Source organism: Uniformispora flossi (assembly GCF_049534875.1).
GTDB lineage: Bacteria > Actinomycetota > Actinomycetes > Streptomycetales > Streptomycetaceae > Yinghuangia > Yinghuangia aomiensis.
Map to the genome: position 1 here is coordinate 75,278 of NZ_JBMULZ010000001.1, position 25,518 is coordinate 100,795.

Here is a 25,518-nt window from a genome sequence, read left to right on the forward strand (position 1 = left end):
GGGCGCATGGAAGGGACTTGGAAGCCGCTTGGAGGGCGGACTTGGACGCTCGCACACGCCCCGGGACCGGGCCACAACACCCGTGGGGAACGCCGGTAGGTCCGGAGCGCGGGCGAGTCGACGGCGCACACGTCCACGGAACGCAGCCGGCACCGGCCGCGCCGCTCCCGCTGCGTAGCATGACCGCACGATGATCTGCATACGCGTGCTCGGGTCCTGCGCCGCGGAGCGGGGCGGGGAAGCCGTGCCGCTCGGCGGCCGCCGTCAGCGTGCCGTGCTCGCGCGGCTCGTCGCGGCGCGCGGGCAGGTCGTGTCGGTCGACCGGCTCGTCGACGATCTGTGGCAAGAGGCCGCGCCCGCGCAGGCGGTGACGTCGCTTCAGGCGTACGTGTCCAATCTGCGCCGTCTGCTCGAACCCGGACGCGCCCCGCGCACCCCGGCCAAGCTGCTGGTCAGCTCGCCGCCCGGGTACGCCCTCCAGCTCCCCGACGGCGCCGTCGACGCGTGGCGCTTCGAACGTCTGCTCGACGAAGCCCGCGCCGCACACGAAACCGACCCGCACGCGGCACAGCGGCAGCTCACCGAGGCGCTGGAGCTGTGGCAGGGACCGGCGTACGCGGAGTTCGCCGACGACCCGTGGGCTGCGGCCGAAGTCCTGCGGCTCGCCGAGCTGCGGGTCGTGGCCCGCGAGTTGCGGGTGGCCGCGCAGCTGCGCGGGGGCAACGCCGCGCTGTCCGTCGCCGATGCGGAGATCCTCACCCGGGACGAGCCGTTGCGGGAGGAAGGCTGGCGGCTGCACGCACTGGCGCTGTGGGCGGCCGGCCGCCAGGCGGACTCCCTGGCGACGCTGCGCCGCGCCCGTGCGGTGCTCGCGGACGAGGTCGGATTGGACCCGGGGCCCGCGTTGGCGGCGCTGGAGGAGGCGGTGCTGACGCAGGACGCGGGGGTGCTGCGCTCGGCCACGTCGGCGGGGAGTGCCGCGGGTCCGGAGCACTCTCGACCGCCACGGAACATCACTCCCCGATCCGACAGCCCCGGCCCGGCCGCCGGCCCCGCCCTGCCCGACCCAGTCCGCACCAGCACCGAGCCACAAGCCGCCCCTCCCGACCGGACACCCCAGGCCTCTCCCCCGGCCGTCTTCCTGGGCCGCGACACCGAACTCCGGAACTTCGCCGCGGCTGCCGACCGCGCCCTCGCCGCGGGCCCCGGCTTCGCTCTCCTCACCGGGGAAGCCGGCCTCGGCAAGTCCGCCGTGCTCCGCCGACTCGGCGCGCACCTGGCCGCGGACGAAGCGAACCCCGACTGGCTCGTGGCCGTCGGCCGAACCACCGACGCCGAAGGCGCTCCCCCGGCATGGCCGTGGGTCGAGGCGCTCCGGACGATCGCCGCCGTATCCCCTCCGCCCGCCCAGCTGGCCCCGATCCTCGCGCCCCTACTCGGCGAGGCCGCCGCCGACGCTCCGGCGGAAGCCCCAGCCGAGGTCAACACCGCAGCCCACCCCGCCCCCTCGGCCGGTATCCCCCACGGCGACGCACCCGCCGGCCGCTTCCACCTCCACCGCGCCGTCCTCGCCTGGCTCACCGCCGCCGCGGACCGACACCCGGTGGCACTCTTCCTCGACGACCTGCACTGGGCCGACGCGGAAACCCTCGCGCTCCTCACCACCCTCACCGAACTGCCGTCCGGCACCCGGATCTTCGTCGTGGCCGCGTACCGCCCCGACGAGGCCGACGCCCGCCTCGCGGACGCCCTCGCCGCGCTCGCCCGCACGTCCCCGGTCCGCGTCGCGCTCCCCGGGCTCCCGGCCGAGGCCGTGGCGGGCACCGTCGCCGAGATCGCGCGGGCCGCCGGAGCCCCGCCGGTCGACGCGGCGACCGTCGCCGCATTGGCCGAACGCACCGGCGGCAACCCGTTCTACGTCCGCGAGAGCGCGCAACTGCTGGTCGGCGAAGGCGCGCTCGTCGCTCTGTCCGATGTTCCCGACGGGGTCCGGGACGTGCTCCGCCGCCGCCTCGCCCGGCTACCGGATCAGGCCGTCGCGGTCCTGCGGCTCGCGGCGGCGGTCGGCCGGGAGTCCGACGTCGACGTGGTCGCGCATGCCGCCGACGTCGACGAAGACGCCGTGTTCGCCGCCCTCGAAGCCGGGATCATCGCCGGGCTGCTCACCGAACCCACGTCCGGGCGCGTCCGGTTCGTCCACGCGCTGGTCCGCGACACGCTGCTCGCCGACGTGAGCCGCCTGCGGGCGACCCGTATGCACGCCCGCATCGCGGCGAGCCTCGAAGCGCTCGGCTCTTCCGACGTCACCGCGCTCGCCCACCACTTCGCGCGTTCCGTCGCGCCCGCGACCGCGGCCCGCGCGCTGGACTACTGCCTGCGCGCCGCCGCACTCGCCGAAAGCCGCTACGCGTACGACGTCGCGGCTTCCCAACTCGCGCACGCCTTGGCCGCGTTCGACCGGCAGCCCGGGACCGGCGGCACTCCCGACGAGCGCTCCGATCTCCTCGGCCGCCTACTCCAAGCCCAGCTCCGCGCGGGCGCCATCATGGACGCCCGCGCCACCCGCCACGCCGCGATCGACCACGCGCTCACCGCCGGACGCGACGACCTGCTCATCGCGGCCTTCACGGCGTGGTCCGAGCCCACGCCGTGGCAGACCCGCCCCTACGGCATGGTCGACACCCCCGTCCTCACCCAACTGCGCCGCCTGCTCGACGACTCCGCGGCGGCCCCCGGACCCGAGGTCCGCTGCCGACTCCTCCTCGCGTACGCCGCCGAACTCTCCGACCTCCGCGACCCCACGGTGCGCGCCGCCGCCCGCGAAGCACTGGCGCTCGCCGCCGACTTGGCCGACGCCTCGCTGCACGCCCAGGCCCTGGCCGCGATTCTGCGCGAGCACGACGTCGACCGCGAAGCCGACGAGCAACTCCGGCTCTCCGCGGACCTCGTCACGCTCGCCACCGACCACGACCTGCCGGTGCACCTGTGGTACGGCCTGTTCGAACAAGCGTCCGCCGTCGCCGTCCTCGGCGACGTGCCGGAAGCCCGGCGGCTGGTCGACGCGTGCGCCGACCTGGCCCGGGCACACCGCATGCCGGGGCCGACCGCGGTGGCCGACTGTGCGCAGGCCACCCTCGCGCACATCGCCGGACGGCTCGACGAAGCCGAAGCGCTCTACCGGGAAGCGTCGGCGGGCATGGCCCGGCAAGGCTCCCCGCACGCCGAAGGGTTCCTGGACCTCGCCCTCGCGGCGATCGCCGCGGGCCAAGGCCGGCTCGCGGAGGTCCTGCCGCGCGCCCGCGAACTCCATTCCCAGTACGGCCCGTTCGTCAACGACCTGCTGACCGCCTGCCTGGCCGCCGCCGGTCACACCGACGAGGCCCGCGCACTGCTCCGCACCGCCGGGCCGATCCAAACGGACTTCCTGTTCCGGATGTTCGCCACCTACCGGGCGACCGCGATGTCCGCGATCGGGCACACCGACGGCGCCGCGGAGCTGTACGACATCCTCCTGCCGTACCGCGACGCCCCTCCCCCGTCCTCCGGCTTCACGCTGGCGATGCGCCCGGTCGCGGCCACCCTCGCGGACCTCGCCGATCTCCTCGGCCGTACCGACACCGCCGCCGAACACCGCGCGAACGCCGCGGAGATTGCGGCGCGCTGGGAGACCTCGCTCGGCAGCGCGCCGGTCGTCTGAGGCGGTCACGACGGTCACCCCGTCGAACCATCACTCCATCACTCCATCACTCCGTCACGCCCTCTCCCCGTCAAGCCGTGACGCACAAACGGCCGGCCGGGGAAACGGGATATCCGCTTTCCCCGGCCGGCCGCTTGGCCGGTCGGCCCACCTGTCTACGGGCCGACCCGATCGTTCCCGTCGGAACTGCTTCAGTTCCTGACCGCCCTGACGATCAGCCAGATCACCCCCACGACCACCACGATCAGCACGATGACCAGCAGGACCGCGAAGATCCCCAGCTTCTTGAACCAGGACTTCTTCTTCTTTTTCTTCTTCTTGCTCTTGTCCGATTTGCTCTTGCCCGCCTTGTCCTTGTCGGACTTGGTCTCCGACTTGACCGTGTCGGAGTTCGACACGTTCGACTTGGCGCCCCCGGCCTTGAGCTGGTCGGACGCTCCCGCGGCCTGTGCAGCCGATGCCGGTGCGGCACCCCCCGGCGACACAGCCGATGCGGCAACCGCCGTGCTCTCGGCGGGAGCCGCGGCAGCGGCCCCGGTGCCGAGCACCGCGAACCCGAAGACCACACTCGTCAGAAGGGCCGCCCAGCGGACCCGCCCCTGGTGCCCCTGGCCTCCGTGCCGATGCGTACGCAACGCAGTCAAAACCTTTCTTCCCTTCCGCAAGATTCCGAATGGACCCCCGGGAGTCTAGGGAGGACCGCAGCACGAAGGTGAGGGATGCGCATCAGGTTTTTCGCGCGGGCCTCGGGCCGGACCACGGCGGAGGCGGCGCCGGTCCGCCGGGCGGAACCGAACGGGCGTTCCGGTTGTCCTGATCGGTGATCGTCACCGCAACGTCCCCCCACGAAGGTGATCCCGCATGTCGTTCCACCGCTCCGTGCCGCTTTCGGCATGTCTCGCGGCAAGTGCGCTGTTCGCGCTGACCGCCTGCAATTCCGATGATTCGGGGAAGTCCACCGCCGGTTCGCCGTCGGCGTCCGTGCCCGCCGCGGCCCCGGCGGCGCCCTCCGCGTCCGACGGGTCCGGACAGCCGGGCGGCGGCGCATCCGCGTCCCCCGGCGCGGCCTCGAAGCCGGCGGGCGGTGCGGTGCCCGGCGGCGGCGCGGCCGACTCGGACGCGTACGCCCTCGACCACCCGTGCACCAAGGAACAGCTCTCCATCACCTTCGAGCCGCGACCCGAGGCGCCCACCCAGCGGGTGATCCGGGTGCGGAACACCAGCACGAAGGCGTGCGGCCTGTCGCTGATCCCGTACGTCGAACTCGACAGCAAGAAGGACGCCGGCAACGGCAAGATCGTCAAGCCGAAGGTGCCGGACGGCATGGGCGGTCCGCTGCACGCGCTGCGCGTCGGCAAGAGCGCCTACGCGGTGCTCGACCTCAACCCGGGCAACGCCGCCACCGGCACGGCGACCGGCATCGACGAGGTCGACGTCCTCGCCGACCCGGGGAACATGCCTGCCGCCGACACGCTCAACTTCCCGCTGCCCGCAGGGACGCGTATCGCCGATCCCAAGCTCGGCATGTACCGCGACAGCATCACGGACGCCGCCGCATCGGCCGCGAAGGCGAGCATGCCCGAGCAGTCCTGACCCCGGCCACCCGGGGTGACGGCATCGGCGCACAGCGTGCCGAAATCCCGCGCGCCCGGGAGGCCCGTTTTGCCCTCCGGGCGCGCACCATGGGATCAGGACATCCGATCCCGAGGTGATGGCGATGCGCAGTCGGTTCGCGCCGGACCGGGGGCTGACCGGTCGCATGCTGCTCACGATGTTTCTGCTGGGCCTGCTCTATGTCGGGTTCATCGCGGCACTGATCGTGCTGCTCCGATCCGTCGTGCTGATCGTCCTGGTGGTGGCCGCGCTGCTGGTCGCGCAGTTCTGGTTCTCCGACCGCATCGCGATGTACGCCATGCACGGCCGGATCGTGTCCCCGGAAGAGGAACCGGAGCTGCACGGGGTGGTCGACCGGCTGTGCGCCGCGGCCGACATGCCGAAACCGGAAGTCGCGGTGTCGAACATGGATCTGCCGAACGCGTTTGCGACCGGGCGGAACGCCAATCACGCGGTGGTGTGCGTGACCCGGGGCCTGCAGCGGCGGCTCGACACCGAGGAGATGGAAGGCGTCCTCGCACACGAGCTGTCGCATGTCGCGCACCGGGACGTCGCGGTGATCACCATCGCGTCGTTCCTGGGCGTGATCGCCGGGCTGATGGTCCGGTTCGCGTTCTACTCGCAGTTGTTCGGCGGGCGCGGACGGCGCGACCAGAACACCGCCGTGCTGTTCGCCATGGTGATGGGTGTCTCGGCGGCCGTGTACGCGATCAGTTTCCTGCTCATCCGGGCACTGTCCCGCTACCGCGAGCTGGCCGCGGACCGGGCGGCGGCGATGCTGACCGCGAAGCCGTCCGCGCTGGCGTCCGCGTTGACCAAGGTCAGCGGCGAGATGGCGCGGATCCCGACGGAGGATCTGCGGACCGCGCAGGCATTCAACGCGTTCTTCTTCACGCCCGCGCTCAGCGCCGGGACCACGCTGTCGAACCTGCTGTCCACGCACCCGAGCCTGGAGAAGCGACTTGCCGCGCTCGCGGACATCTCGGAGCGGCTGGGCAAGGGCGTCTGACACGCAAAACGATGCTGGCGATGCAGGGGCAATGCAGGCAGTGCAGGCAATGCAGGCGACGGAACTCGCGAGGTGGCCGGTGGCTTTCTGGGACACGGTGTTGGGGCGGACCAAACAGGTCAAGCCGGATCTGGACCGGCTGTTCGGGCTGCCGTCGGCGGCGATCACGTTGGAGGCGGCGGCCGGGTTCGTGCCGACCGGCGATGCCGCGGTGTGCTTCTCCAGCACCGAGGGCGAGGCGTTCCAAAACGTGGTGGACGACGTCCGCGCCCTGCTGGACGCGCGCCTGCCGCATCCGGACAGCCTCGGCGACGACGCCCCGGAGGCTCCCCCGGTCGACCTCCGCCGGGACGGCTACGGCTACTCCTGGCTGGTCCTACGCCGCCCGCCCGACGACGTCGCCGCCCTGGTCAACGACCTGCACGCGGTGAACGCCGGACTCGAGGAGACCGGGTTCGGCCCGCAGCTGCTGTGCTCCCTGATCGCGTTCCGGGACGCGCGCGACCGGGCGCTGGCGCTGGTGTACCTCTACAAGCGCGGCACTTTCTATCCGTTCGCGCCGCTGCCCGGCGACAAGCGGGACAACGCCTTGGAATTGCAGGTGAAGGCGGCGCTGGCCGACGATCTGCGGATCGAGACGGACCTGTCCCGGTGGTTCCCGGTGTGGCGCGCGCCCGGGATGTAGGCCCCCCGGGCCGGGGGGTGTCCGGGCCGTGTCTGGGCCGTGTCCGGACTGGGGCGCGCGCCACCCGGCTCACACCTCCGGCGCGGCCACTTCACGGATCTCGCCGTCGGCCAGCCGCAGCCAGCGGTCGACGCCGATGGCGGTGAGGAAGCGTTCGTCGTGGCTGACCACGACGAACGCGCCGCGGTAGGACGCGAGGGCGCCTTCCAGCTGGCCGACGCTGACCAGGTCGAGGTTGTTGGTGGGCTCGTCGAGCAGCAGGAGCTGCGGTGCCGGTTCGGCGCAGAGCACGCAGGCCAGGGTGGCGCGCAGCCGCTCGCCGCCGGACAGCACGCCGACCGGGAGGTGGGCGCGGGCGCCGCGGAAGAGGAATCGGGCGAGCAGGTTCATCCGGTCCGCGTCGGTCCGGTCGGGCGCGAACGCGGCGAAGTTCTCGGCCACGGTGCGGTCGGCGTCGAGCAGGTCGAGGCGCTGGGACAGGTACGCGATCCGGCCGTCGGCGCGCTTGACCGTGCCGTCGTCGGCCGCGAGGTCGCCGTGCACCAGGCGCAGCAGGGTGGTTTTGCCGACGCCGTTGGGCCCGGTCAAGGCGATGCGTTCCGGGCCGCGGATCGCCAGGTCGGCGCCGTTGCCCGCGAACAGCGGTCGGCCGTGGTGCCGGACCTGGAGGCCTTCGCCGAGGAAGACGGTGCGGCCGGCCGGGACCTCGGTGTCCGGCAGGTCGAGGGTGATCCGCTGGTCGTCGCGGAGGGCGCGGCCGGCTTCGTCGAGGCGGGCCTGGGCTTCGCCGACCCGGCTGCCGTGCATCTGCCCGGCACGGCCTGCGGCTTCCTGGGCGCCGCGCTTCATGTTTCCGGCGAAGATGCGCGGCAGGCCGGCGTTCTTGAGGTTGCGGGCGGCGTTGCTCGCGCGGCGTTCGGCGCGTTCGCGGGCCTGCTGCATTTCGCGTTTCTCGCGCTTGAGTTCCTGTTCGGCGTTGCGGACGTTCTTCTCCGCGGCTTCCTGGGCGATCTGCACGGCTTCTTCGTATGCGGTGAAGTTGCCTCCGTAGAGGCGGAGTTCACCGCGGTCGAGTTCGGCGATGCGGTCCATGCGGTCGAGGAGGGCGCGGTCGTGGCTGACCACGACGAGGCAGCCGTTCCACGCGGAGAGGACGTCGTACAGCTTGTGCCGGGCGTCCGTGTCGAGGTTGTTGGTGGGCTCGTCGAGGAGCAGCACGTCGGGGCGCTTGAGGAGTTGGGCGGCGAGGCCGAGGGACACGATCTGGCCGCCGCTGAGTGTGCCGAGGACGCGGTCGAGGGCGAGGTGGCCGAGGCCGAGGCGGTCGAGTTCGGCGCGGGTGCGGTCCTCGATGTCCCAGTCGTCGCCGATGGCCGCGAAGTGCTCGTCCGCCACGTCGCCGGATTCGACGGCGTCGATCGCGCGGATGACCGCGTCGACGCCGAGGACTTCGGCGACGGTGCGGCCGGCGGTGAGCGGGAGGTCCTGCGGGAGGTAGCCGAGGGTGCCGGCGACCTGCACGGATCCGGCGGTGGGCCGCAGTTCCCCGGCGATCAGCCGGAGCAGCGTACTCTTGCCGGCGCCGTTGGGGGCGACCAGGCCGGTGCGGCCGCCGCCGATGGCGCAGGTCAGGTCGGTGAAGACGGGGGTGTCGTCGGGCCACGAGAACGACAGGGCCGAGCAGATGACGGAAGCGTCGGACATCGCAAAGAACCTTGGGTGTGCGGCGGGGCGGGCATCGGCCTACGGCCCCGGAAACCGGGCGGAAAAAGGAACGACGAGATGGCCACGGCGATGCCCCTGGGCATCCGCCGACGGCCGTCAGCTCCGGGTCTCACCCGGAGATGTCGTCGTCACCCGCCACGGTCGGTCTCCTCACGCTGGTGTTCCGGCGATCTTAACGGCATGCGGGCATCGGGTCATCCGGATTCCCGGTCGACGGCCGGTCGTGTCGCGGCGGTCCCGGGTCGGGCTCGGGTCGGTGGCGGGTCGGGCTCGGGTCGGTCGCGGGTCGACCGAAGACGCTCGCGTGTTAGGCGGCGGCGGAACCGGGCAGGCGCACAACGGGGGAACTTCCGCTCCGAGGAGGTCTTCCGATGTTGCTGCTGGGACTCCTGCTGCTGATGGCAACCAGTGCGTTCACTGCGCTGCTCATCACGGAGAACTGGTCCGGCACGCCCGAGTACTCGGTGTCGATGTTCGGCAACCACATTGCGACGCTGAACGGGGTCGCGATCTTCATATCCGGGCTCGCGCTGGCCCTGATCTTCATGCTGGCGCTCGGCCTGATGGGCGCGGGAGCCGCGCTCCGGCGTCGGCACACCCACTACGCGCAGATCGGGTCGTCCACCGAATGGCGGGCGAGCCAACGCCGCGACGCGGCGGAGGCGCGGACCGCCCCGCCTCGCCAGCGCGACGAGGCGGCCGATCAACCTCCGCCGGGCGACGCACCGCCTCCTCCGCCGGAATCGGGGCCGTCAGGACCGACCAAGACGTAGGGCTGCGCCGCGGGCCCGGGTCCCGTACCAGCCCGCGACCAGTGCCAGGGCCGCGACGGCGACCAGGATTCCCGTGTAGGCGGCCTCGCACAGCCAGAACGGGCCGCCGTCGGCGGGCCCGGACCGGAACGACGCGAGCCACTGGCCGCAGGCCAGGATCACGGCGAGCGACCCGGCCAGCGCCACGCCGACGGCGGCCAGGGTGCGCTTGAGCCAGGCCCCGGCGGCGACCGCGAGGGCGAAAGCCAGCAGCGCGGCCGCCGCCGGGGCCGGTCCGATCACCGGGAACCAGATCCAGCGCGACGTGAACAGCCCGCCGTCCTGGAGCGGCCGGCGGATGCGGTAGGCCACCGTCCCGGCGCTTCCGCCGACGACCGCCAACGGGGCGGCGAGGGCGAGGACTTTGGTCGCGTACCAGCGGCGGCGCGGGACCGACTGGGTCCACGCGACCAGGTGCGTGCGCTGCTCGAACTCCCTGGCCACCAAAGGTGCTCCGAGGAGCGCTCCGGCCACGACGGCGAGCGCGGGGACGCCGATTTCGAAGGCTGGAATCGCGTAGTCGTAGGTGTCGACGAAGTGCTTGGTGCCGCCGTCCGAACACATCCATTCGCGGTCGCCGCCGCCGCCAGTGCACAGCGCACGCAGCGCACCCAGGTCGTGGTGTGCGGCCTGTCCGGTCCACAGCATCGCGGCGCAGGCGGCGGCGAACAGGGCGAGCGTCCACCCGAGCTGGGCCCGGTGCTGCCGCCAGATCAGCCAGTTCATGCGGACACCTCCGCCGTGTCGTCGCAGGGCGTGCCGTCGTCGGGGTGGGCGGGGTGGCCGCTGCCGGGGCGGGATGCGGTCAGGTATCCCATGACGAGTTCGTCGAAGGTGGGTTCGGCGTCGTCGAGGCCGGGGCCGGGGCGGAGTCCGGTGGTGCCGCGCACGAGTGCGGTGCGGCGCCCGGCGGTGTCGGTACGGCTGACCGTGCCCGGCAGGTCGGGGCGGCCGGCGGGGCCGGAGACGATGCGGTGTTCGGCGCGTAGGTCGTCGATGTCGCCCGCGAGGCGGACGCGTCCGCCCGACAGGACGACCAAGTGGTCGCAGATGCGTTCGAGTTCGGCGATGACGTGGGAGGAGAAGACCACGGTGGCGCCGGTGTCCGCGCAGGCGTCGAAGACCGAGCCGAGGAACGCGCGGCGGGCCAACGGGTCGAGGTTGGCCAGGGGTTCGTCGAGGAGCAGCACGTCCGGCCGCTTGGCGAGGACGAGCGTGAGCGCGACTTGGGCGCGTTGGCCGCCGGACAGCGTGCCGATGCGGGCGCGCGGCGGGATCGCCAGGTCGGCGATGCGGGCCGCGGCTAATCCGGCGTCCCAGCGGGGGTTCATGCGCCGCCCGGCTTCCAGCGCGTCCGCGACCCGGAACCCGGACCACAGAGGAGCGTCCTGCGGCACGAATCCGAGTCTTTCGAGGCGGAGTTCGGGGTTCGCCCCGGTGATCCGCACGCTGCCCTCGGTCGGGCGGGCGAGGGCGGCGAACAGGTGGAGCAGGGTGGTTTTGCCCGCGCCGTTGGGGCCGACGAGTGCGGTGATGGCCCCGCGCGGGATGCGGAGGGCGCAGTCGCGGAGCGCCCAGGCGCCGCGGCGGTAGCGGTAGCCGAGGGCGTCGCTTTCCAGAGCCCAGTCTGCTTCCGGAGGCCGATCGTTCATGCGACACCTCCGATGCGGCGCGGCGATCGGGCGGCGCGGCGGGCGTTGCCCGGCTCCGGATCCGCTTCCGCATCCGGCTCGTCGAGGGCTTCGGCCAGCAGCGCCCGCATTTGGTCGGACGTCAGGCCCTCCGCGCGGGCTTTGCGCACCCAGCGGGTCAGCCCGGCGAGCAGCGCGGGCGGCGCGTCGAGCGGCAGCGTCGCGGACGTGTCGGCGACGAAGGTGCCTTTGCCCTGGCGGCTGTAGACCACGCCTTCGTGCTCCAGCTCGCGGTACGCCTTGGCCACGGTGTTGGGGTTGACCGCGAGCGCGTCGACGATCTCCTTGACCGTCGGCAGCCGGTCACCCGGGGAAAGTCTGCCCAGCAGGACTTCCTGCCGGACTTGCTGCATGAGCTGCCGGTAGATCGGAACTCCGGACCCGGCGTCCAGGCGGAACACGCGTCGCACCTCCCGGTGGATCGGCGATGGATTCCCTCGGTTCCCCAAAGTACTAGAAGAGTAGTGAAGTGGGGAAGTGTCGGCAGGCTTCAGCCATTCATGGGGGCGCTTTGACTCTCAACGACTGTCCCCACCAGTGAACTTCTCCCGACCACCACCCACTTGGCTCAATCTCGGGCATTAATCAATCGCGCCCCGTCCAACCGCTGCGGCAGCATGGATCCACCGCCAACCAACCCACCGCACAAGGGGGGGATCCATGCCCGCGCCCGCACCCGGGGAAGCCGGCTCCGAGTCGTCGAACCCGGCACGCCACAAGACGTCCGTGAAGCTCGCCTTACAGTTCTACGGCCGCGAGATACTCCGCAGCCGCCGCTACTCGTTCCCCGCGCTGCTGCTGCCCGCGCTGGGCAACGTCCTGCTGTTCTACGTCGGCCCACTGCTCGTCGCCGCCGCCATCGGCCACATCGCCGCCGGCTCCACCGCCGTACTCGGTTACGTGCTGGCCTACTTCGCCGTGTGCCTGCTCGCCGAGGGCATCTGGCGGGTCGGCGTGCACTGCCTCAACCGCGCGGACGCGCGCGGCATCGAGCAGTTGAACCTCGTCGGCATGGACGCGCTGCTGGCCAAGGACGCGGCGTTCTTCCACGGCAACTACGCGGGCTCGCTCACCAAGCGGGTGCTCGGCTTCGCTTCGCGGTACGAGGAGTTCATCGACACCCTGTCGTTCTCCGTGGTCGCGAACATCGTGCCGCTGATCTTCGCGTCCGTGGTGCTGGGGATCTACAACCCGATCCTGGTGGTCGTCCTCGTCGGGATGATCGCCCTGACCGGCTTCGTCGTCGCGCCGCTGATCCGGCGCCGGCAGAAGCTGGTCGACGCGCGCGAGGCGGCGTATGCCCGGGTGTCCGGACACGTCGCGGACAGCCTGTCCAACATGGACACCGTCCGGGCATTCGGCGCTCAGGAGAAGGAAGCCGCCGAGCACCGCTCGCGGGTCTCGGACAGCCGCCGGCTCGCGCTGCGGTCGTGGGACTACAGCAACCTGCGGATCGACACGATCATCGCGCCGATGTCCGTGCTCACCAACTCGCTCGGGCTGCTGGTCGCGGTCGTGTGGGCCGGGGGGCTCGGCGTGCAGGGGACCATCGTGGCGTTCACGTACTTCGGCAACGCGACGCGCATCATGTTCGACTTCAACCAGGTCTACCGGCGGCTGGAAAGCTCGCTGACCGAGGCCGCGCAGTTCACCGAACTCCTCCTCGAATCACCCACGGTCGTGGACCCGCCGGCCCCGGAACCGCTGCGCAACACCGGCGCGGACGTGCGGTTCTGCGATGTGACATTCGGCTACGCGGGCGCGCCGCCGCTGTTCCGCGGCCTGGACCTCGACGTGCCGAGCGGCACGAAGCTGGGCCTGGTCGGGCGCTCCGGCGGCGGGAAGAGCACGCTGACCCGCCTGCTGCTCCGGTTCATGGACGTGGACCAGGGCCGGATCCTGATCGGCGGCCAGGACATCACCGCACTGCGGCAGGCGGACCTGCGGAGCCTGTTCGCCTACGTCCCGCAGGACCCGGCGATGTTCCACCGGACGCTGCGCGAGAACATCGCCTTCGCCCGGCCCGACGCCACCGAGAAGGAGATCCGGCAGGCCGCCGAGGCGGCCCACGTCACGGAGTTCGCCGACACCCTGCCGGAGGGCTTCGACACCCTGGTCGGCGAACGCGGCGTCAAGCTCTCCGGCGGCCAACGCCAACGCGTGGCCCTGGCCCGGGCGATCCTCCGCGACGCCCCGATCCTCCTGCTCGACGAGGCGACCAGCGCCCTCGACTCGGAGAGCGAAACCCTCGTCCAGGACGCCCTGTGGCACCTGATGCAGGACCGCACCGCCTTCGTCATCGCCCACCGCCTCAGCACGGTCGCCAATATGGACCGCCTGGTCGTCCTCGACCAGGGCACCATCGTCGAGCAGGGCAGCCACACGGAACTCCTCGCCCACGACGGCACCTACGCCAAGCTGTGGCACCACCAGTCGGGCGGCTTCCTGGACGAGGAGAGGGAGACGGACGTGGAGAAGGCGGTCGAGGGGGAGGTGGACCTGCCAGGGATGCGGCGGTAGGGGCCGACGAGGGCGGGAGTATGACGGCGGCGGCGCGGTGGGGCTCGGCCGACGCGGCGGGAGCGCACGCCGCGAGGGCGTCGACGGCCGGGCGCGTGCGCGGCGGGAGCCGAAAGTCGGCGCGCCGGCCCGCCGACCGGGATGGGCGAAGCGGCCGGTGTGGGACACGGGAACCGGGCGGCGGCGCGGTGATGGGTCGAACATCGCCGCGCCCGGGTAACGGTCGCGGGTCGCGGCCCCAAGTCGCGTCGCGCATCGCTGCGTCCAGAGGTGGTAGGAGTTGCCCGTGACCGACTATGCCGCCTTGTGGAGCCCTGATCCCCCGTACCTACACGTGGCCGACGGCACCGCAACCACGCTCGCCGAGGCGCTTCCGCCCTCCGGCGCACCGTGTTTCGTCGCACGGTTCGACGCGCGGCGGATGACCACAACGCACTCCGTGTTCGAGCGGTTCAACACCGGCTTCCGCTTCCCCGTCTACTTCGGCTGGAACTGGAACGCGTTCACGGATTGCCTCCGCGACCTGACCTGGTTGCCCGCCGACAAGTACCTGGTCGTCATCGCGCACCCGGACGCCCTGCTCGCCGACGAGCCCGTCGATCTGGACACGATGCTGCGGATCCTGCGGCATGTAGGCCGCGTGCGGGGGCAGGCTTTCGGTCGCGATCCCGCCTGGGACGGCGGACACGTCGCGTTCAACACCGTGCTGTTGGACCCGTCGCCCGAACTCACCGCACGCTTGGAGCGGGACGCGGCCCGCTACCGACCTGGCTGGGGCGCGGAGGACCGTCGAGGGCAAGAGACCGGGGACGACGCGCGGTAACGGCACGCCGACAGCCCCGGCGCGGCGGCGGCGTCCCGGCGCGCTCACGACCTCGTCGGCTCCCCCTCACCGCTCCGAAACCGGCCCGTAGCGACCCGCGAAGCGCGGGTCCGTCTCCCACCACGGCCGCATCATCTCCGGGCCCTCGTCCGCCGGGTCCGAGGGGGCCAAGCCCGCTTCCGCGCGGGCCACGGCGGATTCCGCTTTCCGGGCCGCGGCTTGGGCGTCGAGTTCGCGGTCGATGCGGTGGGCGCGGCGTTCGTCTTCGCGGATCATGCGGACCAGCAGGATGGCCAGGAACGGCAGCCCCGCCAGGTCGCCGGTGAACCACAGCGCGCCGCCGCCCCAGACCTGGTCCTGGTGCGGCGACGGGCCCCAAGGGCGGACCGCTTGGTAGTGGCCCCAGGCGATCTCCTGGTGGCCGAGCATCACGTACAGACCGAGTGCACCGTCGAAGATCACCTCGGCGAAGGTCAGCCACATCGACACCAGGTGGGGATACCGGCGCGGCACCGGGTCGACCTGGACGCGTGTCCAGAAGTACACGCTCCCGATCGCCACCAGCAGGAGCCGGGTCAGGTGCGGGGCAATGCCGCCGTGCAGCGTCGCCGGGTACCAGCCCGTCAGGTAGAGCACGAACGGGGTCAGCACGAACACCGCCGACGGCAGCAGCGGGAACGTCAGGGCCGCCGCCGCCTTGCCGCGGCGGATGCGGCCGAGCCGCGCCACCGCCGGTCGGGGCAGGAAAGCGCGCAGCAGGGTCAGCGGCGCGCCTTCCGCCAGGAACAGCGGCACGACCATGAGCAGCAGCATGTTCTGCACCGCCCGCGCCCAGAACAGCACGTCCTGGTACACCCCGAGGCACGACATCGTGGTCAGCGCCCACGTGCCCAGTCCCAGTCCGACGAAGTGCACCGTGCGGGTCCGCGGCCAGGCTTCCCCGCGGGCGCGCAGTTTCCGCACGCCGGTCAGGTAAGCCGCGCCGAGGCCGATCACCAGCACGGCGGTCAGAGGGTCGAACGTCCACTCGGTGAGGACTCGGACCGGGGTGAAAGGGGGCACGTCGTACGCGGACACGCGCCGACGGTACGCCCGGGTTTCCCCTCCTCCTGGCCGGATTGCACCCCTCCGACGAAGTCCGGGGCAGAACGACAGCAACTCTTGACCATCCGATGGCGTTGCCCGGCCGCGGGTGCGGCGTGGGTCACAAGCGCGCCGCCCCTCTCCCGCGACCACGCCACAGTCTCACTGGCCGTTCCAAATCCCGTCCCGAAGATTCGAATATCCGAATGATCGACCTTGAACCCGACGGCCCGTCAAGCTAGCGTCGCCGAACACCGCCGCCACCGGACCGAGGAGGCCCTGTGCCCGCCGAAGACCGCTATGCCGCTCCGCTCGCCTTCGAACCCGGACGTCTGTACCGCCAAGCCGACGAACCGATCCGGGTCGGCGCCCTGCTGTGGGTGCTGACCGATCCGCACCGCGGGCACGAGTTCGCGTACAACCGCTGGTACGAGCGGGACCACTACTACGCGGGCTGCATGATCGGCGCGTCCACCGTCGCCGGCAGCCGCTGGGTCGCCACCCGTCGGCACAAGGACGCACGGCTGCCCGACAAGCCCGCGCTCGGCTTCACCCGCGACCAGGCCTCGTACGGCTGCGTCTACTACATCCTCGACGGCGAGTACGACAACTGGCTCGACTGGGCGACCCCGCAGGTCCACGCCCTGTACGCCGCCGACCGCGGCTTCGGGCCCCGCACGCACTACAACACCGGCGCCTACCGCCACATCTGGCGCGCCTACCGCGACCCCGACCCGGTGCCGGTCGAACTCGCCCTCGACCGCCGCTACGCGGGCATGGTCGCGCTGTGGGTCGAGCGCGCACCCGGTGTCGACCCGGAGCAGCTGGAGGCGTGGTTCGAGGACTACCTGCCCGGCTGGCTGGCCGGCTCGCCGATCGCCTCGGTCTCGTCCTGGGACACCGTGCAACTCGACGAGACGAAGCCGGACTTCGTCCCGGGTCCGCAGGCCGCCGACGAACGTCGCAGCCTGCACCTGCACTTCGTCGAGAGCGATCCGCTGGACTGCTGGGACCGCTACACCGCCTTCGCCGAGGCACTGACCGCGTCCGGGCTGGCGACGGTCGCGCTCGCGGCACCGTTCATCCCGACGATTGTGGGCACCGACGCGTACATCGACGAACTCTGGTAGCCGGTCGGGCCCGGCACGAGGCTGGGTAGGCCGGCGCTCCGCCGGGCTGACACCATGAGGCGCCGCCACGTCGTCGACGCCGAGGAGTTGCCGTGACGCCCGAGGAGACCGTCGGCCACCTGGCCGCCCGGCTGCACGAGACCGGGTTCACCGTCCAGCAGGTGCAGATAGGCCCGACGCCCACCTACGTGGGCCACAAGCGGGTCATGCACTGGCCGACGCTGACGTCCATGCACGTCTTCACCGCCATCGGACACGCGACGCATCCGCAGTACGCGGACACCGCCGCGTACACCCATGCCGTGCTGCACTATGCGTCCAAGCACAAACCCGGGCTCCCCCTGGGCCTCCAAACCGGAGTCCTGGCACCGGCCTTCCTCGTCGTGCCCGCCACCGACGACGCGATGCGGCACATCGTCGCCGAACGCATGCCCCCGCGCCGGTTCGCCGCCATCGGCGAATCGGTCCTGGTCGATGCCCATTACGGGCGTTACCTCCGGCACCAGGGCCGACGCCTCGTGGGCGGCGCCTACAACAAGACCATCAGCCGGACGATCGAAGCGACCACGGCGGGGATCCTCCTCCCGGGCTGAGCCGAGGCGGCCGGACACGGCTTAGAGTCGCCGGCATGCCGAACTCCCACCCGGACGCCACCCCGAGCACGATCCCGGACACCGCCCCGGACATCGCCGCACTCGACGCCCTCACCGCCGACTTCTTCGGCGCGTTCGACAACCGCGGCGGCAAGCCCGCCGACGTCGCCCGGGTGCGCCGCCTGATGCTGCCGAAGGGCGTGGTCGTCGTCACGCGCCCGGAATTCACGGTGCTGAGCGTCGACGAGTTCGTCGGGCCGCGCGAGAAGCTGCTGTCCGAAGGACGGCTGGTGGAGTTCTCCGAACGGGAGACGACGGCGCGCACCGAGGTCGTCGGCGATCTGGCCACGCGGTTCCTGGAGTACCGCAAGTCGGGCCTGCTCGACGGCGCGCCCTACGAGGGCGGCGGCACCAAGACGATCCAGTACGTCCGCACCCCGGACGGCTGGCGGATCAGCGCGTTCGCCTGGTTCGACGAAGCCTGATCCCCCACCGCCCGCGCCGCGCCCGCGGACGGCCGGCGGCCGTCCGCCGGGCCTCCCCGGCCAGGGCGAGCGGCTGCCAATGCCGGTCCGGCGACAGCATCGGCAGCTTGCGCCGCGACTGCTCCTGGACTTCCACGTACGCCTCGCGCGACGTGATCCGGTAGGCCTCCTCCCACGAGGCCAGCGCCGCCCGGGCCGCGCTGCCTTGTGGCCCGCGGCGGCGGACATGCCGCGCCAATACCGCACACCCCAGCAGGAATGCGGCAATTCCCCCGAAGATCGCGGTCAACGCCACGGCATCGCTCATGGCCCGACCCTACGTCCGCACCGCGCCTACCGCGCCGCACCGAACGGGAGGGCGTTCCGGCCGTCGCGGAGGACGGTCCCCCACCACAGCAGCTGGTCGAGCATGGCCTTCGCCGAAGCCTCGTGCTCCGCGGGCTCCAGCAGGGCGCCGTCCTGGCCGAAGAGCAGGTAGTAGCGCGGGAACGACACGTACTCGCGGACAGTGTGCGCGTGCAGTTCGTTGAAGACCTGGCGGAGTTGCTCGATGGCCAGCAGGCCGCCGCTGGCACCGCTGTAGCCGACGAACGCGATCGGCTTGGCCTGCCATTCGGTGTAGTGCCAGTCGATCGCGGCCTTGAGCGCGGCGGGGAAGCTGCGGTTGTAGTCAGGCGTCACGATGACGTACGCGTCCGCGTCCGCCAGGCGCCGGGTCAGCTCCGCCATACCGTCGGGGCGCGTCATGTCCGGCTGCAGCGCCGGCGGTACGGACGGCAGTTCGAGCGGGATGTCGTAGTCCGCGAGGTCGATCGTGTCGATCTCGAACTCGTTGTGCCGCAGTGCTTGTTCGCGGAACCACGAGGCGACGACCGGGCCGAACCGGCCCTCCCGGACGCTTCCGGTGACGACGGCGAGCTTGAGCTTCGGCTGAGTTTCACGAGACATGGGTGTACTCCCTACGAGAATTCCGGTGGCTGCCGCCCCCTGGCGGCGATCACCAGATTGCCGGGCTCCGGAAGGCCGAGGGAGACCGCGCGAAGGGTGGTAGTACCGGGGCCACGATGAGCGCCGGACCCGGTGTTACGTTCGGTCCGTGAGCGAGAACGAACTGGGACTGTTCCTGCGCCTGCGCCGCGAAGCGGTCACGCCGGCCGAAGTCGGGCTGCCCGCCGGGGCGCGCCGCCGGACGCCCGGGCTGCGCCGCGCCGAACTGGCCACGCTGGCCGGGGTCAGCGTCGAGTACGTGACGCGTCTGGAGCAGGGCCGCGACCGGCACCCGTCGGCGCAGGTGCTGTCTTCGCTGGCGGACGCGCTGCGGCTGACCACCGGCGAGCGGGTGCACCTGCACCGGCTCGCCAAGGGCGCCGAGCCCGGGTTCACCTGCCAGGGCGGGCCGCGGCCGAACCGGGTCGTGCGGCCGACCGTGCGGGCGCTGCTCGACCGGCTGGAACCCGCGCCGGCGGTGCTGGTGAACCGGCTCGGCGAGGTCCTCGCGCACACCGACGTGTTCGCGCGGATCGCCGAGCCGATCGGGCTGCTGGAGGGCGGCCGCCCGAATCTCACCCGGTTCGTGTTCACCGATCCGCGGGCGCGCGAAGCGTATCCGGACTGGGAGAGGGTCGCCGACGAGCAGGTGGCCGCGTTGAAGCAGGGCCCCGGCCAGGCCGATCCGCAGGTGGCGGCGCTGATGGACGAGTTGACGCTGCTGTGTGGCGCGGAGTTCGCGGAACGCGTCGCCCGCGTGCCGGGATTGCCGCGGGCGAACGGAATCGTGCGACTCGTGCATCCGGAAGCGGCCGAGTTGCGTCTCTCCTATGAGACGCTCGACCTGCCGGCGGACGACGACCAGCAACTCACCGTGTACTTGCCCGCCGACGACGCGTCGGCGGCAGCGCTCGACCGCTTGGCCGGACGGCGCCCGGGGGCCTTGCATGCGGTGTGAAGCGCCCGGCACGCAGTGTGACGAACATCTTTTATGCCCCAACTCCTCGGTGAAACTGCGGATTCGAGTGACTTAACCCGTCCTGCGGCGTTAGTGCTTACGCGGGAACCACGTCCCGCACGCACACGAAGGGACGGGCGTAGAACTCCATGCAACAGCTTGCGAAGAAGGGGCTGCTGGTCGCGCTTGCGGCGACCGGCGCGTTCGGCGCGGCCGGCGGGGTGGCCTTCGCGGACAGCGGCGCCGACGGTGCCGCGTCGAACTCGTCCGGGGTGGGTTCGGGCAATGCGGTGTCGGTGCCGATCAACGCACCGGTGAACATTTGCGGCAACAGCGTCAGTGTGGTGGGCGTGCTGAACCCGGCGTTCGGCAACAGCTGCGCCAACGGCGCGCCCGCGGAGGCCCCCACGCACACGCCGAAGCCGCGGACGCCTCCGCCGACCACGCAGCCTCCGACGGCGCCGCCGACCAGCGTGTCGCCGGCGGCGAGCCACCCGGCGACGCCGCCCGCCACGGAGGCCCCGGCCAAGGGCCCGCACCTGGCGGAGACCGGCAGTTCGTCGATGCTCCCGGTGGCCGGGGGCGGCGCCGCGCTCCTCCTCGGCGGCGGCCTGCTCTACCGCCGCATGCGTCGCAGCCACTGACGCTGCCGCTTTCCGCCGGACGCACCGTGCCACCGGACGCACCGTGCCACCGGTCGCAGTGTGCCGTCGGTCGCAGCGTGCCGTCGGGAATACCGCGCGTTCGGGAATATCGCGCGGCCGTGCTCGACTTGCCCCCGGTATGACCGAGACATCGTTCGATCCGCGGGACCTGCTGGCCGAGAGCCGCCTGGGCGTGCTCGCCACGATCAAAGCCGACGGGCGGCCGCAGTTGTCGCCGGTGATGCCGTTCTACGACCGGGCCACCGAGACCCTGTACGTGTCGATGACCGAGGGCCGCGCGAAGACGGCGAACCTGCGGCGTGATCCACGGGCCGCGCTGGAGGTCACCGGCAAGGACGGCCTGACCTGGGCGACCGCCGAAGGCACCGTGACGCTGACCGGCCCCGGCACCGGCCCGCGGAGCCCCGAGGTCGAGGAACTCGTCCGCTACTACCGCCTGGCCGCCGGCGAGCACCCGGACTGGGACGAGTACCGCACGGTCATGGTCGCCGACCGCCGCGTCCTCATGGCGATGGCGGTCGAGCGCGTCTACGGCGCCGACATCCGCTGACGCGCCCCCCTGCCGCCCGCTCGCGGGGCCACGCCGCGCGGGTACCCGAACGCGGACCGGGAGCCTGACCGGAACCGGGACCGCCCTCCCCCCGTCCCGGGCCGCCGACCCGGGATGGAATTCTTGTTCCGGCATTGGCACGGATCCACAGCGGGACAGCGGGACAGCGGGACAGCGGGACAGCGGCGGAACGGCAGCGCTTGGCGGCGCGGATGGGGGCGGCGGCGTGAGGTTGTGCTTCCTGCTGGAAGACAAGTACCGGCACGACGGCCTGCCCCGGCACCTCATCCGGCAGCTCACCGCCTGGGGCCACCATGTCGACGTCGTCGAGCCCGCCCGGAACCTCGTCCCGCTCGACGACCTGCGCCGCCGCGGCCACGACGCGTGGATCCTCAAGACCGTCACGGACGGCCCCGGCCTGACGCTGCTCGACGCGGCGGCCGCGTGCGGCATCACCACGATCAACGATGCCCGCGCGGTGCGCAGCGTGCGCGACAAGGCGGTCGCCGCCGCGGTCGCCCGGCGCTGTGCGCTGCCCGTCCCGGACACGGTGTTCGCCGCCACCCCGGAGGCCGTCGCGCAGATACCCGCGGAGCGCTACCCGCTCGTGGTCAAGCCGGTCGCCGGGCACGCCGGCAAGTGGGTGCACCTGGTCCGCACCCCGGGCGACCTGGCCGCGGCGCAGGCCGCGTTGCGCGGCAAGGGCTTCCTGCTGGTGCAGTCGTACATCCCGAACCCGGGCGTGGACTTCAAGGTGTACAGCCTCGGCGGCGAGATCCATGCGACGGTGCGCGCGTCACCGATCCATCCCGGGAAGCCGGTCCGCGCCCGCGAGGTCCCGGTGCCGCACGAACTCGCGCAGACCGTCGCGCGCATCGGCGAGGTCTTCAGCCTCGACCTGTTCGGTGTGGACGCGGTGGAAGGCCCGGACGGGTGGGTCGTGGTGGACGTCAACGACTTCCCGAGCTTCCGTGCGGTCCCGGACGCGGTGCCCCGTGTCGCCCGGACCATACTCCGGCTCGCCGAGTGCCCCTCCGTGCCGCGGCAAGGCCGCTCGTGGACCGCCGTGCGGGACGCCGGATGAGCGCGCGGATACGCATCGTCTCCGAGCAGGCCGACCACACGACGATGCTCGCCTACGCGGCCGCCGTACGCGCCCGCGGCCACCGGGTCGAGACGCTGCACCCGGACGTCCCGGACCCTGACCTTTCCGCGGACCTCTATCTGCTGAAGTCGCGGACGCCCCAGGCGATCCGCCTCGCCCACCGGGCCGAGGCGGCGGGCGCCGTCGTGTGCAACTCCGCCGACGCGACGGCGCTGTGCGTCGACCGCGCGGCCATGGCGGCCCGCGCGCGGGAGGCCGGCGTGCCGTTCCCGCCCACCCATGCCTTCGCCGGCCCGGACGCTCTCGCCGCCCCCGGGCGCCTGATCCTCAAAAGCCGCCACTGCCGCAAGGACGAGCCGCTCCCCGCCGTCGGCACGGCCGCGGAACTCCGTGCCACCGGCTGGCCCGACGAGCCGGTCGTCGCCCAGGCGTTCGCGGACGGCGACGGTTGGGACCACAAGTTCTGGGCGGTCGGGGACCGGATCTTCGCAGGACTGCGTCGGCCGCCCACGGCCGAGGCCGCCCCGGCCGGGAAGCGCACCGTGCCCGTGCCCGACCCGTCGGCCGCCTCGCTGGACGTCGTGCGCGCCGTCGGTGCGGCGTTCGGGCTGCACGTCTACGGCGTCGACATCATCGCCACCGCGTCCGGCCCGCTCGTCGTCGACATCAACGCCTTCCCCGGCCTCAGTGGACTCCCGGATGCCGCGGACGCGTTGGCCGCCCTCACCGGCCGCCTGCTGACGGCCTCACCCGAGACCCCGGCTCACCCGGGCAGGACCACCGTCGCCGCCAAGTAGCCGGGGAGTTCCGCGAAGTGGCCGAGGACGCCGCACGCGGAGCCGTCGCCGCGGCCGTCGTCGACCGGCGGGCCGTCGACCCCGCGGACGCCGTCGCGGGTGACGTGCACGGTGTGCATCCCGTAGGCGCGCGGGCCGAGGACGTCCTTCGACAGGTTGTCGCCGACGAACAGGATCTGGTCGGCGGGCACTGCGCATGCGCGGGCCACCACCGCGTAGAACTCCGGATGCGGCTTGCGGAAGCCGATCTCGCTGGACAGCACCGCGGACGCGAAGCAGTCCGCGATGCCCGCCTCCGCGAGCGTCCGCAGCCGGGCGGCGGCCGAGCGCTCGGTGTTGCAGGCCAGCACGCAGCGCCAGCCCTGCCGGTGCAACGCCCGTACCGTGGACGCCGCATCAGCGTCGACCGCGGCATCCGGCAGCGAAGCGAACACCGCCTCAGCGGCCTCGGCCGCGTCGGGGACGTCCGCACCGCACCGCAGCGCCGCGCGGGCGATCACGGCCGAGAACATCGTGTGCACCTGCGCGTCCCGGTCGGTCTGCCGGATCTCCGCGTGCACGGAATCGAACACGGCGGCGAAATCGTCGGGCACGTCGAGCCCCAGGCGGTCGCGCAACGCGTCGGCCACGCACGCTCCGTCCGGGTTCGGCCCGGGCCGGGCCAACGTGCCGCTGAAATCGATTGCCAATGCACGGATGGCGTGCACAAGCCCCCCTCACAGCCGGACGGCCGCGCCGTCTCCGGTACCCCGCGCACACTGTAAGGCCAGATCGGGCCGAAGATCGATCGGCCGAATCGAGCGGGTCACACCCGGCTCGAATACCAGGACAAGACGACCGCGACGATGATCGCCAGGCCGATCGTCCAGCAGCCGATGAGCCCTTCGGGCGGGCGGGACGGCGCCGGAGCGAGGCCGTCCCGCCGATCTTCACGAACGGCACTAATCGGTGCCAACTCCCCCGGGAATCACCTGCGTTGACGGGATGCAGGGCAGGCCTGCGGCACGTCCGCCGATCGCCTGGCGGACGCCCTCCGAGGCCGACCACAGCGAGCTTCGCGGCCCGTCCCCCCGGCAACGGCCCGCACTCCGGCAAGCCACTCGAACGAGTGAACGGAATGATGGCGCGCGCCGGGGGACGGGGTGGCGTGCGCCGGGGCGCCCGAAGACAGCGGTGGACAGGGGGCGGACAGGAGCGGACAGGGGGCGGACGAGGGTGGGAGCCGGGCGGGTTCAGGCCTGTTTGGCGGCCAGCTCCACGACGGTGATGTCGGAAGGCGCGCCCACCCGGACCGGCGGCCCCCAGGCCCCTGCGCCGCGGGTGACGTACAGCTGGGTGTCGCCGTAGCGTTCGAGCCCGGCGACGGTGGGGTTGGACAGTTCGGCGATGTAGTCGCCCGGCCACAGTTGGCCGCCGTGCGTGTGCCCGGAGAGCTGGAGGTCCACGCCGAACTTCACCGCGTCGTGGATCGCCACGGGCTGGTGGGCGAGCAGCACGGACGTGCGCGACCGGTCCCGGTCGCCGAGCGCACGGGCGAAATCCGGCCCGTGGTACTCGGATTCGCCCGCGAAGTCGTTCACGCCGGCGAGGTCGAAGCCGGGCATCTCGACACGGGTGTTCTCCAGCGGGTGGATGCCCAGCTCGCGCACGTGGTCCACCCATGCGGCCGCACCCGAGAAGTACTCGTGGTTGCCGGTGACGAAGTACGCGCCGTGGCGCGCCCGCAGCTCGCGCAGCGGCTCGGCGGCGGGGCCAAGGTTGGCCACCGAACCGTCCACCAGGTCGCCGACGATGGTGATCAGGTCGGGATTGGTGCGGTTCACCGCGTCGACGACGCGCTGTGCGTGGGCTTTGCCGAGGATCGGGCCGAGGTGGATGTCGCTGACCACGGCAATGCGGAACCCGTGGGCGGAGCGCGGGAGTTTCGCGAGCGGAATGGTGAGGTGCTTGGTCTGGGGACCGCGGAGAACCCCGTACGCCCCGTAGCCGACGGTCCCGGCGGCGGCGACCGCGGCTCCGGCGGCGACGGCCCGGGCGACGAAGAGGCGGCGCGGCAGGGCAGGGTCGGGCGTCGCGGGCTCCGCCGGCAGCGCTGCGGTCGGCGCTGCGGTCGGCTCTGCGGGAGGCGCTGCGGAGGCCGGGACCGGGGCCTCCGCCGTGTCCTGCGGCGCCGGTTCCGCCGCGGGGACCGCGACGGGGACGGGCGCGGCAAGGCCGCTCACCCGCTCCTCCCCCGCCCGCTGCGCAGGTGTCCCGCGCAGCGCGACCCACCGCACCGCTTCGCCGACCACCAACGCCAGCACGAGGTACAGCAGCGTGGCCATCCACAGATAGCCCGGCCACGCCAGCACCTGCTGCAGGACGAACGGCGCGTCCGCCCACGTCGATACGACCGCGCCGAGGCTGGTCAGCGGCAGCACCGCCACCACGACGGCGCCGATCCGCCGGACCGGGCCGGGCCCGCGTGTCGTGTCGGCGACCATCCGCCGCCACACGTACCAGTGCACCCCGGCCAGCGCGGCCAGGACCGCCAGACCCGCGACAATCGCGCCGCCACCCACGTGCACTCCCCTGTTGCGTCCGGTCGAC

Annotated in this window: 25 protein-coding genes; 15 read left to right on the plus strand and 10 right to left on the minus strand. The window is 72.3% G+C overall.

The genetic code is table 11. The features are described 5' to 3' along the window. The first annotated feature begins 190 nt into the window (after positions 1-190). Entirely contained in the window at positions 191-3,697 is a 3,507-nt protein-coding gene (locus ACPA54_RS00320; protein WP_423525539.1) for an ATP-binding protein, read from the plus strand. A gap of 191 nt (positions 3,698-3,888) precedes the next feature. Here the strand turns inward: ACPA54_RS00320 and ACPA54_RS00325 are convergent, their stop codons facing one another. Then, on the minus strand, positions 3,889-4,341 hold the full coding sequence (locus ACPA54_RS00325; protein ID WP_423525541.1) for a hypothetical protein: 453 nt from the start codon (positions 4,339-4,341) through the stop codon (positions 3,889-3,891). A 217-nt stretch (positions 4,342-4,558) separates the two neighbouring features. Between ACPA54_RS00325 and ACPA54_RS00330 the strand changes: the two genes are divergently transcribed. The 3 genes from ACPA54_RS00330 (at position 4,559) to pspAB (ending at position 7,005) form a co-directional block, all read left to right on the plus strand. After that, complete coding sequence (locus tag ACPA54_RS00330; protein ID WP_423525543.1) at positions 4,559-5,290, plus strand: DUF4232 domain-containing protein; 732 nt, start codon at positions 4,559-4,561, stop codon at positions 5,288-5,290. Between the two features lie 124 nt (positions 5,291-5,414). After that, positions 5,415-6,320: a zinc metalloprotease HtpX gene (gene htpX, locus ACPA54_RS00335; RefSeq protein WP_423525545.1), complete on the plus strand. Its 906-nt coding sequence runs from the start codon at positions 5,415-5,417 to the stop codon at positions 6,318-6,320. Positions 6,321-6,399: 79 nt separating this feature from the next. Next, entirely contained in the window at positions 6,400-7,005 is a 606-nt protein-coding gene (gene pspAB / locus ACPA54_RS00340) for a PspA-associated protein PspAB (protein WP_423525547.1), read from the plus strand. 69 nt (positions 7,006-7,074) lie between these two features. On the opposite strand, the gene ACPA54_RS00345 is transcribed toward pspAB, so the two are convergent. Continuing rightward, positions 7,075-8,709: an ABC-F family ATP-binding cassette domain-containing protein gene (locus ACPA54_RS00345; RefSeq protein ID WP_423525549.1), complete on the minus strand. Its 1,635-nt coding sequence runs from the start codon at positions 8,707-8,709 to the stop codon at positions 7,075-7,077. A gap of 392 nt (positions 8,710-9,101) precedes the next feature. Here ACPA54_RS00345 and ACPA54_RS00350 point away from each other — a divergent pair, with 392 nt between their 5' ends. Further along, a complete protein-coding gene (locus ACPA54_RS00350; protein ID WP_423525551.1) occupies positions 9,102-9,503 on the plus strand; it encodes a hypothetical protein in 402 nt (133 codons plus the stop codon). Here the strand turns inward: ACPA54_RS00350 and ACPA54_RS00355 are convergent. From ACPA54_RS00355 to ACPA54_RS00365, 3 genes are read right to left on the minus strand one after another with little or no spacing between them, the layout of a single operon-like run. Continuing rightward, complete coding sequence (locus ACPA54_RS00355; protein ID WP_423525552.1) at positions 9,483-10,268, minus strand: hypothetical protein; 786 nt, start codon at positions 10,266-10,268, stop codon at positions 9,483-9,485. The genes ACPA54_RS00350 and ACPA54_RS00355 overlap by 21 nt on opposite strands. Further along, a complete protein-coding gene (locus tag ACPA54_RS00360; RefSeq protein WP_423525554.1) occupies positions 10,265-11,194 on the minus strand; it encodes an ABC transporter ATP-binding protein in 930 nt (309 codons plus the stop codon). The genes ACPA54_RS00355 and ACPA54_RS00360 overlap by 4 nt, the downstream gene beginning before the upstream one ends. Continuing rightward, on the minus strand, positions 11,191-11,634 hold the full coding sequence (locus ACPA54_RS00365) for a GntR family transcriptional regulator (protein ID WP_423525556.1): 444 nt from the start codon (positions 11,632-11,634) through the stop codon (positions 11,191-11,193). Before ACPA54_RS00365 ends, ACPA54_RS00360 begins: the two co-directional genes overlap by 4 nt. A 259-nt stretch (positions 11,635-11,893) precedes the next feature. Between ACPA54_RS00365 and ACPA54_RS00370 the strand changes: the two genes are divergently transcribed. After that, positions 11,894-13,753, plus strand: coding sequence for an ABC transporter ATP-binding protein (locus tag ACPA54_RS00370; protein WP_423525558.1), 1,860 nt, complete (start codon positions 11,894-11,896; stop codon positions 13,751-13,753). A gap of 286 nt (positions 13,754-14,039) precedes the next feature. Beyond that, positions 14,040-14,576 (plus strand): barstar family protein, encoded by a 537-nt coding sequence (locus ACPA54_RS00375; protein ID WP_423525560.1) that lies wholly within the window; start codon positions 14,040-14,042, stop codon positions 14,574-14,576. Positions 14,577-14,642: 66 nt separating this feature from the next. Here the strand turns inward: ACPA54_RS00375 and ACPA54_RS00380 are convergent, their stop codons facing one another. After that, entirely contained in the window at positions 14,643-15,653 is a 1,011-nt protein-coding gene (locus ACPA54_RS00380) for a cytochrome c oxidase assembly protein (protein ID WP_423525562.1), read from the minus strand. A 287-nt stretch (positions 15,654-15,940) separates the two neighbouring features. Between ACPA54_RS00380 and ACPA54_RS00385 the strand changes: the two genes are divergently transcribed. The 3 genes from ACPA54_RS00385 (at position 15,941) to ACPA54_RS00395 (ending at position 17,867) form a co-directional block, all read left to right on the plus strand. Beyond that, positions 15,941-16,789, plus strand: coding sequence for a hypothetical protein (locus tag ACPA54_RS00385; protein WP_423525564.1), 849 nt, complete (start codon positions 15,941-15,943; stop codon positions 16,787-16,789). Between the two features lie 92 nt (positions 16,790-16,881). Beyond that, positions 16,882-17,382: a hypothetical protein gene (locus ACPA54_RS00390; RefSeq protein WP_423525565.1), complete on the plus strand. Its 501-nt coding sequence runs from the start codon at positions 16,882-16,884 to the stop codon at positions 17,380-17,382. 35 nt (positions 17,383-17,417) lie between these two features. Then, positions 17,418-17,867: a nuclear transport factor 2 family protein gene (locus ACPA54_RS00395; RefSeq protein ID WP_423525567.1), complete on the plus strand. Its 450-nt coding sequence runs from the start codon at positions 17,418-17,420 to the stop codon at positions 17,865-17,867. On the opposite strand, the gene ACPA54_RS00400 is transcribed toward ACPA54_RS00395, so the two are convergent. Beyond that, a complete protein-coding gene (locus tag ACPA54_RS00400) occupies positions 17,836-18,174 on the minus strand; it encodes a hypothetical protein (RefSeq protein ID WP_423525569.1) in 339 nt (112 codons plus the stop codon). The genes ACPA54_RS00395 and ACPA54_RS00400 overlap by 32 nt on opposite strands. Before the next feature lie 26 nt (positions 18,175-18,200). Then, a complete protein-coding gene (locus ACPA54_RS00405) occupies positions 18,201-18,815 on the minus strand; it encodes an NADPH-dependent FMN reductase (RefSeq protein ID WP_423525570.1) in 615 nt (204 codons plus the stop codon). 148 nt (positions 18,816-18,963) lie between these two features. On the opposite strand from ACPA54_RS00405, the gene ACPA54_RS00410 reads away from it, so the two are divergent. The 5 genes from ACPA54_RS00410 to ACPA54_RS00430 all read left to right on the plus strand — a co-directional run bounded on the left by ACPA54_RS00410 (position 18,964) and on the right by ACPA54_RS00430 (position 22,929). Continuing rightward, on the plus strand, positions 18,964-19,812 hold the full coding sequence (locus ACPA54_RS00410) for a helix-turn-helix domain-containing protein (RefSeq protein ID WP_423525572.1): 849 nt from the start codon (positions 18,964-18,966) through the stop codon (positions 19,810-19,812). Positions 19,813-19,961: 149 nt separating this feature from the next. Further along, the gene (locus tag ACPA54_RS00415; RefSeq protein WP_423525574.1) at positions 19,962-20,456 is read left to right on the plus strand and encodes a chaplin; all 495 of its coding nucleotides are present in this window, start codon (positions 19,962-19,964) and stop codon (positions 20,454-20,456) included. A 139-nt stretch (positions 20,457-20,595) separates the two neighbouring features. Next, a complete protein-coding gene (locus ACPA54_RS00420) occupies positions 20,596-21,027 on the plus strand; it encodes a PPOX class F420-dependent oxidoreductase (protein WP_345676460.1) in 432 nt (143 codons plus the stop codon). A 226-nt stretch (positions 21,028-21,253) separates the two neighbouring features. Next, positions 21,254-22,111: an ATP-grasp domain-containing protein gene (locus ACPA54_RS00425; RefSeq protein ID WP_423525577.1), complete on the plus strand. Its 858-nt coding sequence runs from the start codon at positions 21,254-21,256 to the stop codon at positions 22,109-22,111. Beyond that, the gene (locus tag ACPA54_RS00430; protein ID WP_423525579.1) at positions 22,108-22,929 is read left to right on the plus strand and encodes an ATP-grasp domain-containing protein; all 822 of its coding nucleotides are present in this window, start codon (positions 22,108-22,110) and stop codon (positions 22,927-22,929) included. Before ACPA54_RS00425 ends, ACPA54_RS00430 begins: the two co-directional genes overlap by 4 nt. On the opposite strand, the gene ACPA54_RS00435 is transcribed toward ACPA54_RS00430, so the two are convergent. After that, the gene (locus ACPA54_RS00435) at positions 22,896-23,636 is read right to left on the minus strand and encodes an HAD family hydrolase (RefSeq protein WP_423525580.1); all 741 of its coding nucleotides are present in this window, start codon (positions 23,634-23,636) and stop codon (positions 22,896-22,898) included. The two genes, ACPA54_RS00430 and ACPA54_RS00435, sit on opposite strands and share 34 nt — an antisense overlap. Positions 23,637-24,161: 525 nt before the next feature. After that, positions 24,162-25,490 carry a metallophosphoesterase gene (locus ACPA54_RS00440; protein ID WP_423525582.1) on the minus strand — a complete coding sequence of 443 codons (1,329 nt, stop codon included), beginning with the start codon at positions 25,488-25,490 and terminating at the stop codon, positions 24,162-24,164. Positions 25,491-25,518 lie beyond the last annotated feature (28 nt).

Coding starts and splice junctions, on each gene's coding strand:
- ACPA54_RS00320 (WP_423525539.1), top strand. CDS start 191: ATGATCTGCATACGCGTGCTCGGGTCCTGCGCCGCGGAGCGGGGCGGG.
- ACPA54_RS00330 (WP_423525543.1), top strand. CDS start 4,559: ATGTCGTTCCACCGCTCCGTGCCGCTTTCGGCATGTCTCGCGGCAAGT.
- htpX (WP_423525545.1), top strand. CDS start 5,415: ATGCGCAGTCGGTTCGCGCCGGACCGGGGGCTGACCGGTCGCATGCTG.
- ACPA54_RS00345 (WP_423525549.1), bottom strand. CDS start 8,709: ATGTCCGACGCTTCCGTCATCTGCTCGGCCCTGTCGTTCTCGTGGCCC.
- ACPA54_RS00350 (WP_423525551.1), top strand. CDS start 9,102: ATGTTGCTGCTGGGACTCCTGCTGCTGATGGCAACCAGTGCGTTCACT.
- ACPA54_RS00355 (WP_423525552.1), bottom strand. CDS start 10,268: ATGAACTGGCTGATCTGGCGGCAGCACCGGGCCCAGCTCGGGTGGACG.
- ACPA54_RS00360 (WP_423525554.1), bottom strand. CDS start 11,194: ATGAACGATCGGCCTCCGGAAGCAGACTGGGCTCTGGAAAGCGACGCC.
- ACPA54_RS00370 (WP_423525558.1), top strand. CDS start 11,894: ATGCCCGCGCCCGCACCCGGGGAAGCCGGCTCCGAGTCGTCGAACCCG.
- ACPA54_RS00395 (WP_423525567.1), top strand. CDS start 17,418: ATGCCGAACTCCCACCCGGACGCCACCCCGAGCACGATCCCGGACACC.
- ACPA54_RS00400 (WP_423525569.1), bottom strand. CDS start 18,174: ATGAGCGATGCCGTGGCGTTGACCGCGATCTTCGGGGGAATTGCCGCA.
- ACPA54_RS00405 (WP_423525570.1), bottom strand. CDS start 18,815: ATGTCTCGTGAAACTCAGCCGAAGCTCAAGCTCGCCGTCGTCACCGGA.
- ACPA54_RS00415 (WP_423525574.1), top strand. CDS start 19,962: ATGCAACAGCTTGCGAAGAAGGGGCTGCTGGTCGCGCTTGCGGCGACC.
- ACPA54_RS00420 (WP_345676460.1), top strand. CDS start 20,596: ATGACCGAGACATCGTTCGATCCGCGGGACCTGCTGGCCGAGAGCCGC.
- ACPA54_RS00430 (WP_423525579.1), top strand. CDS start 22,108: ATGAGCGCGCGGATACGCATCGTCTCCGAGCAGGCCGACCACACGACG.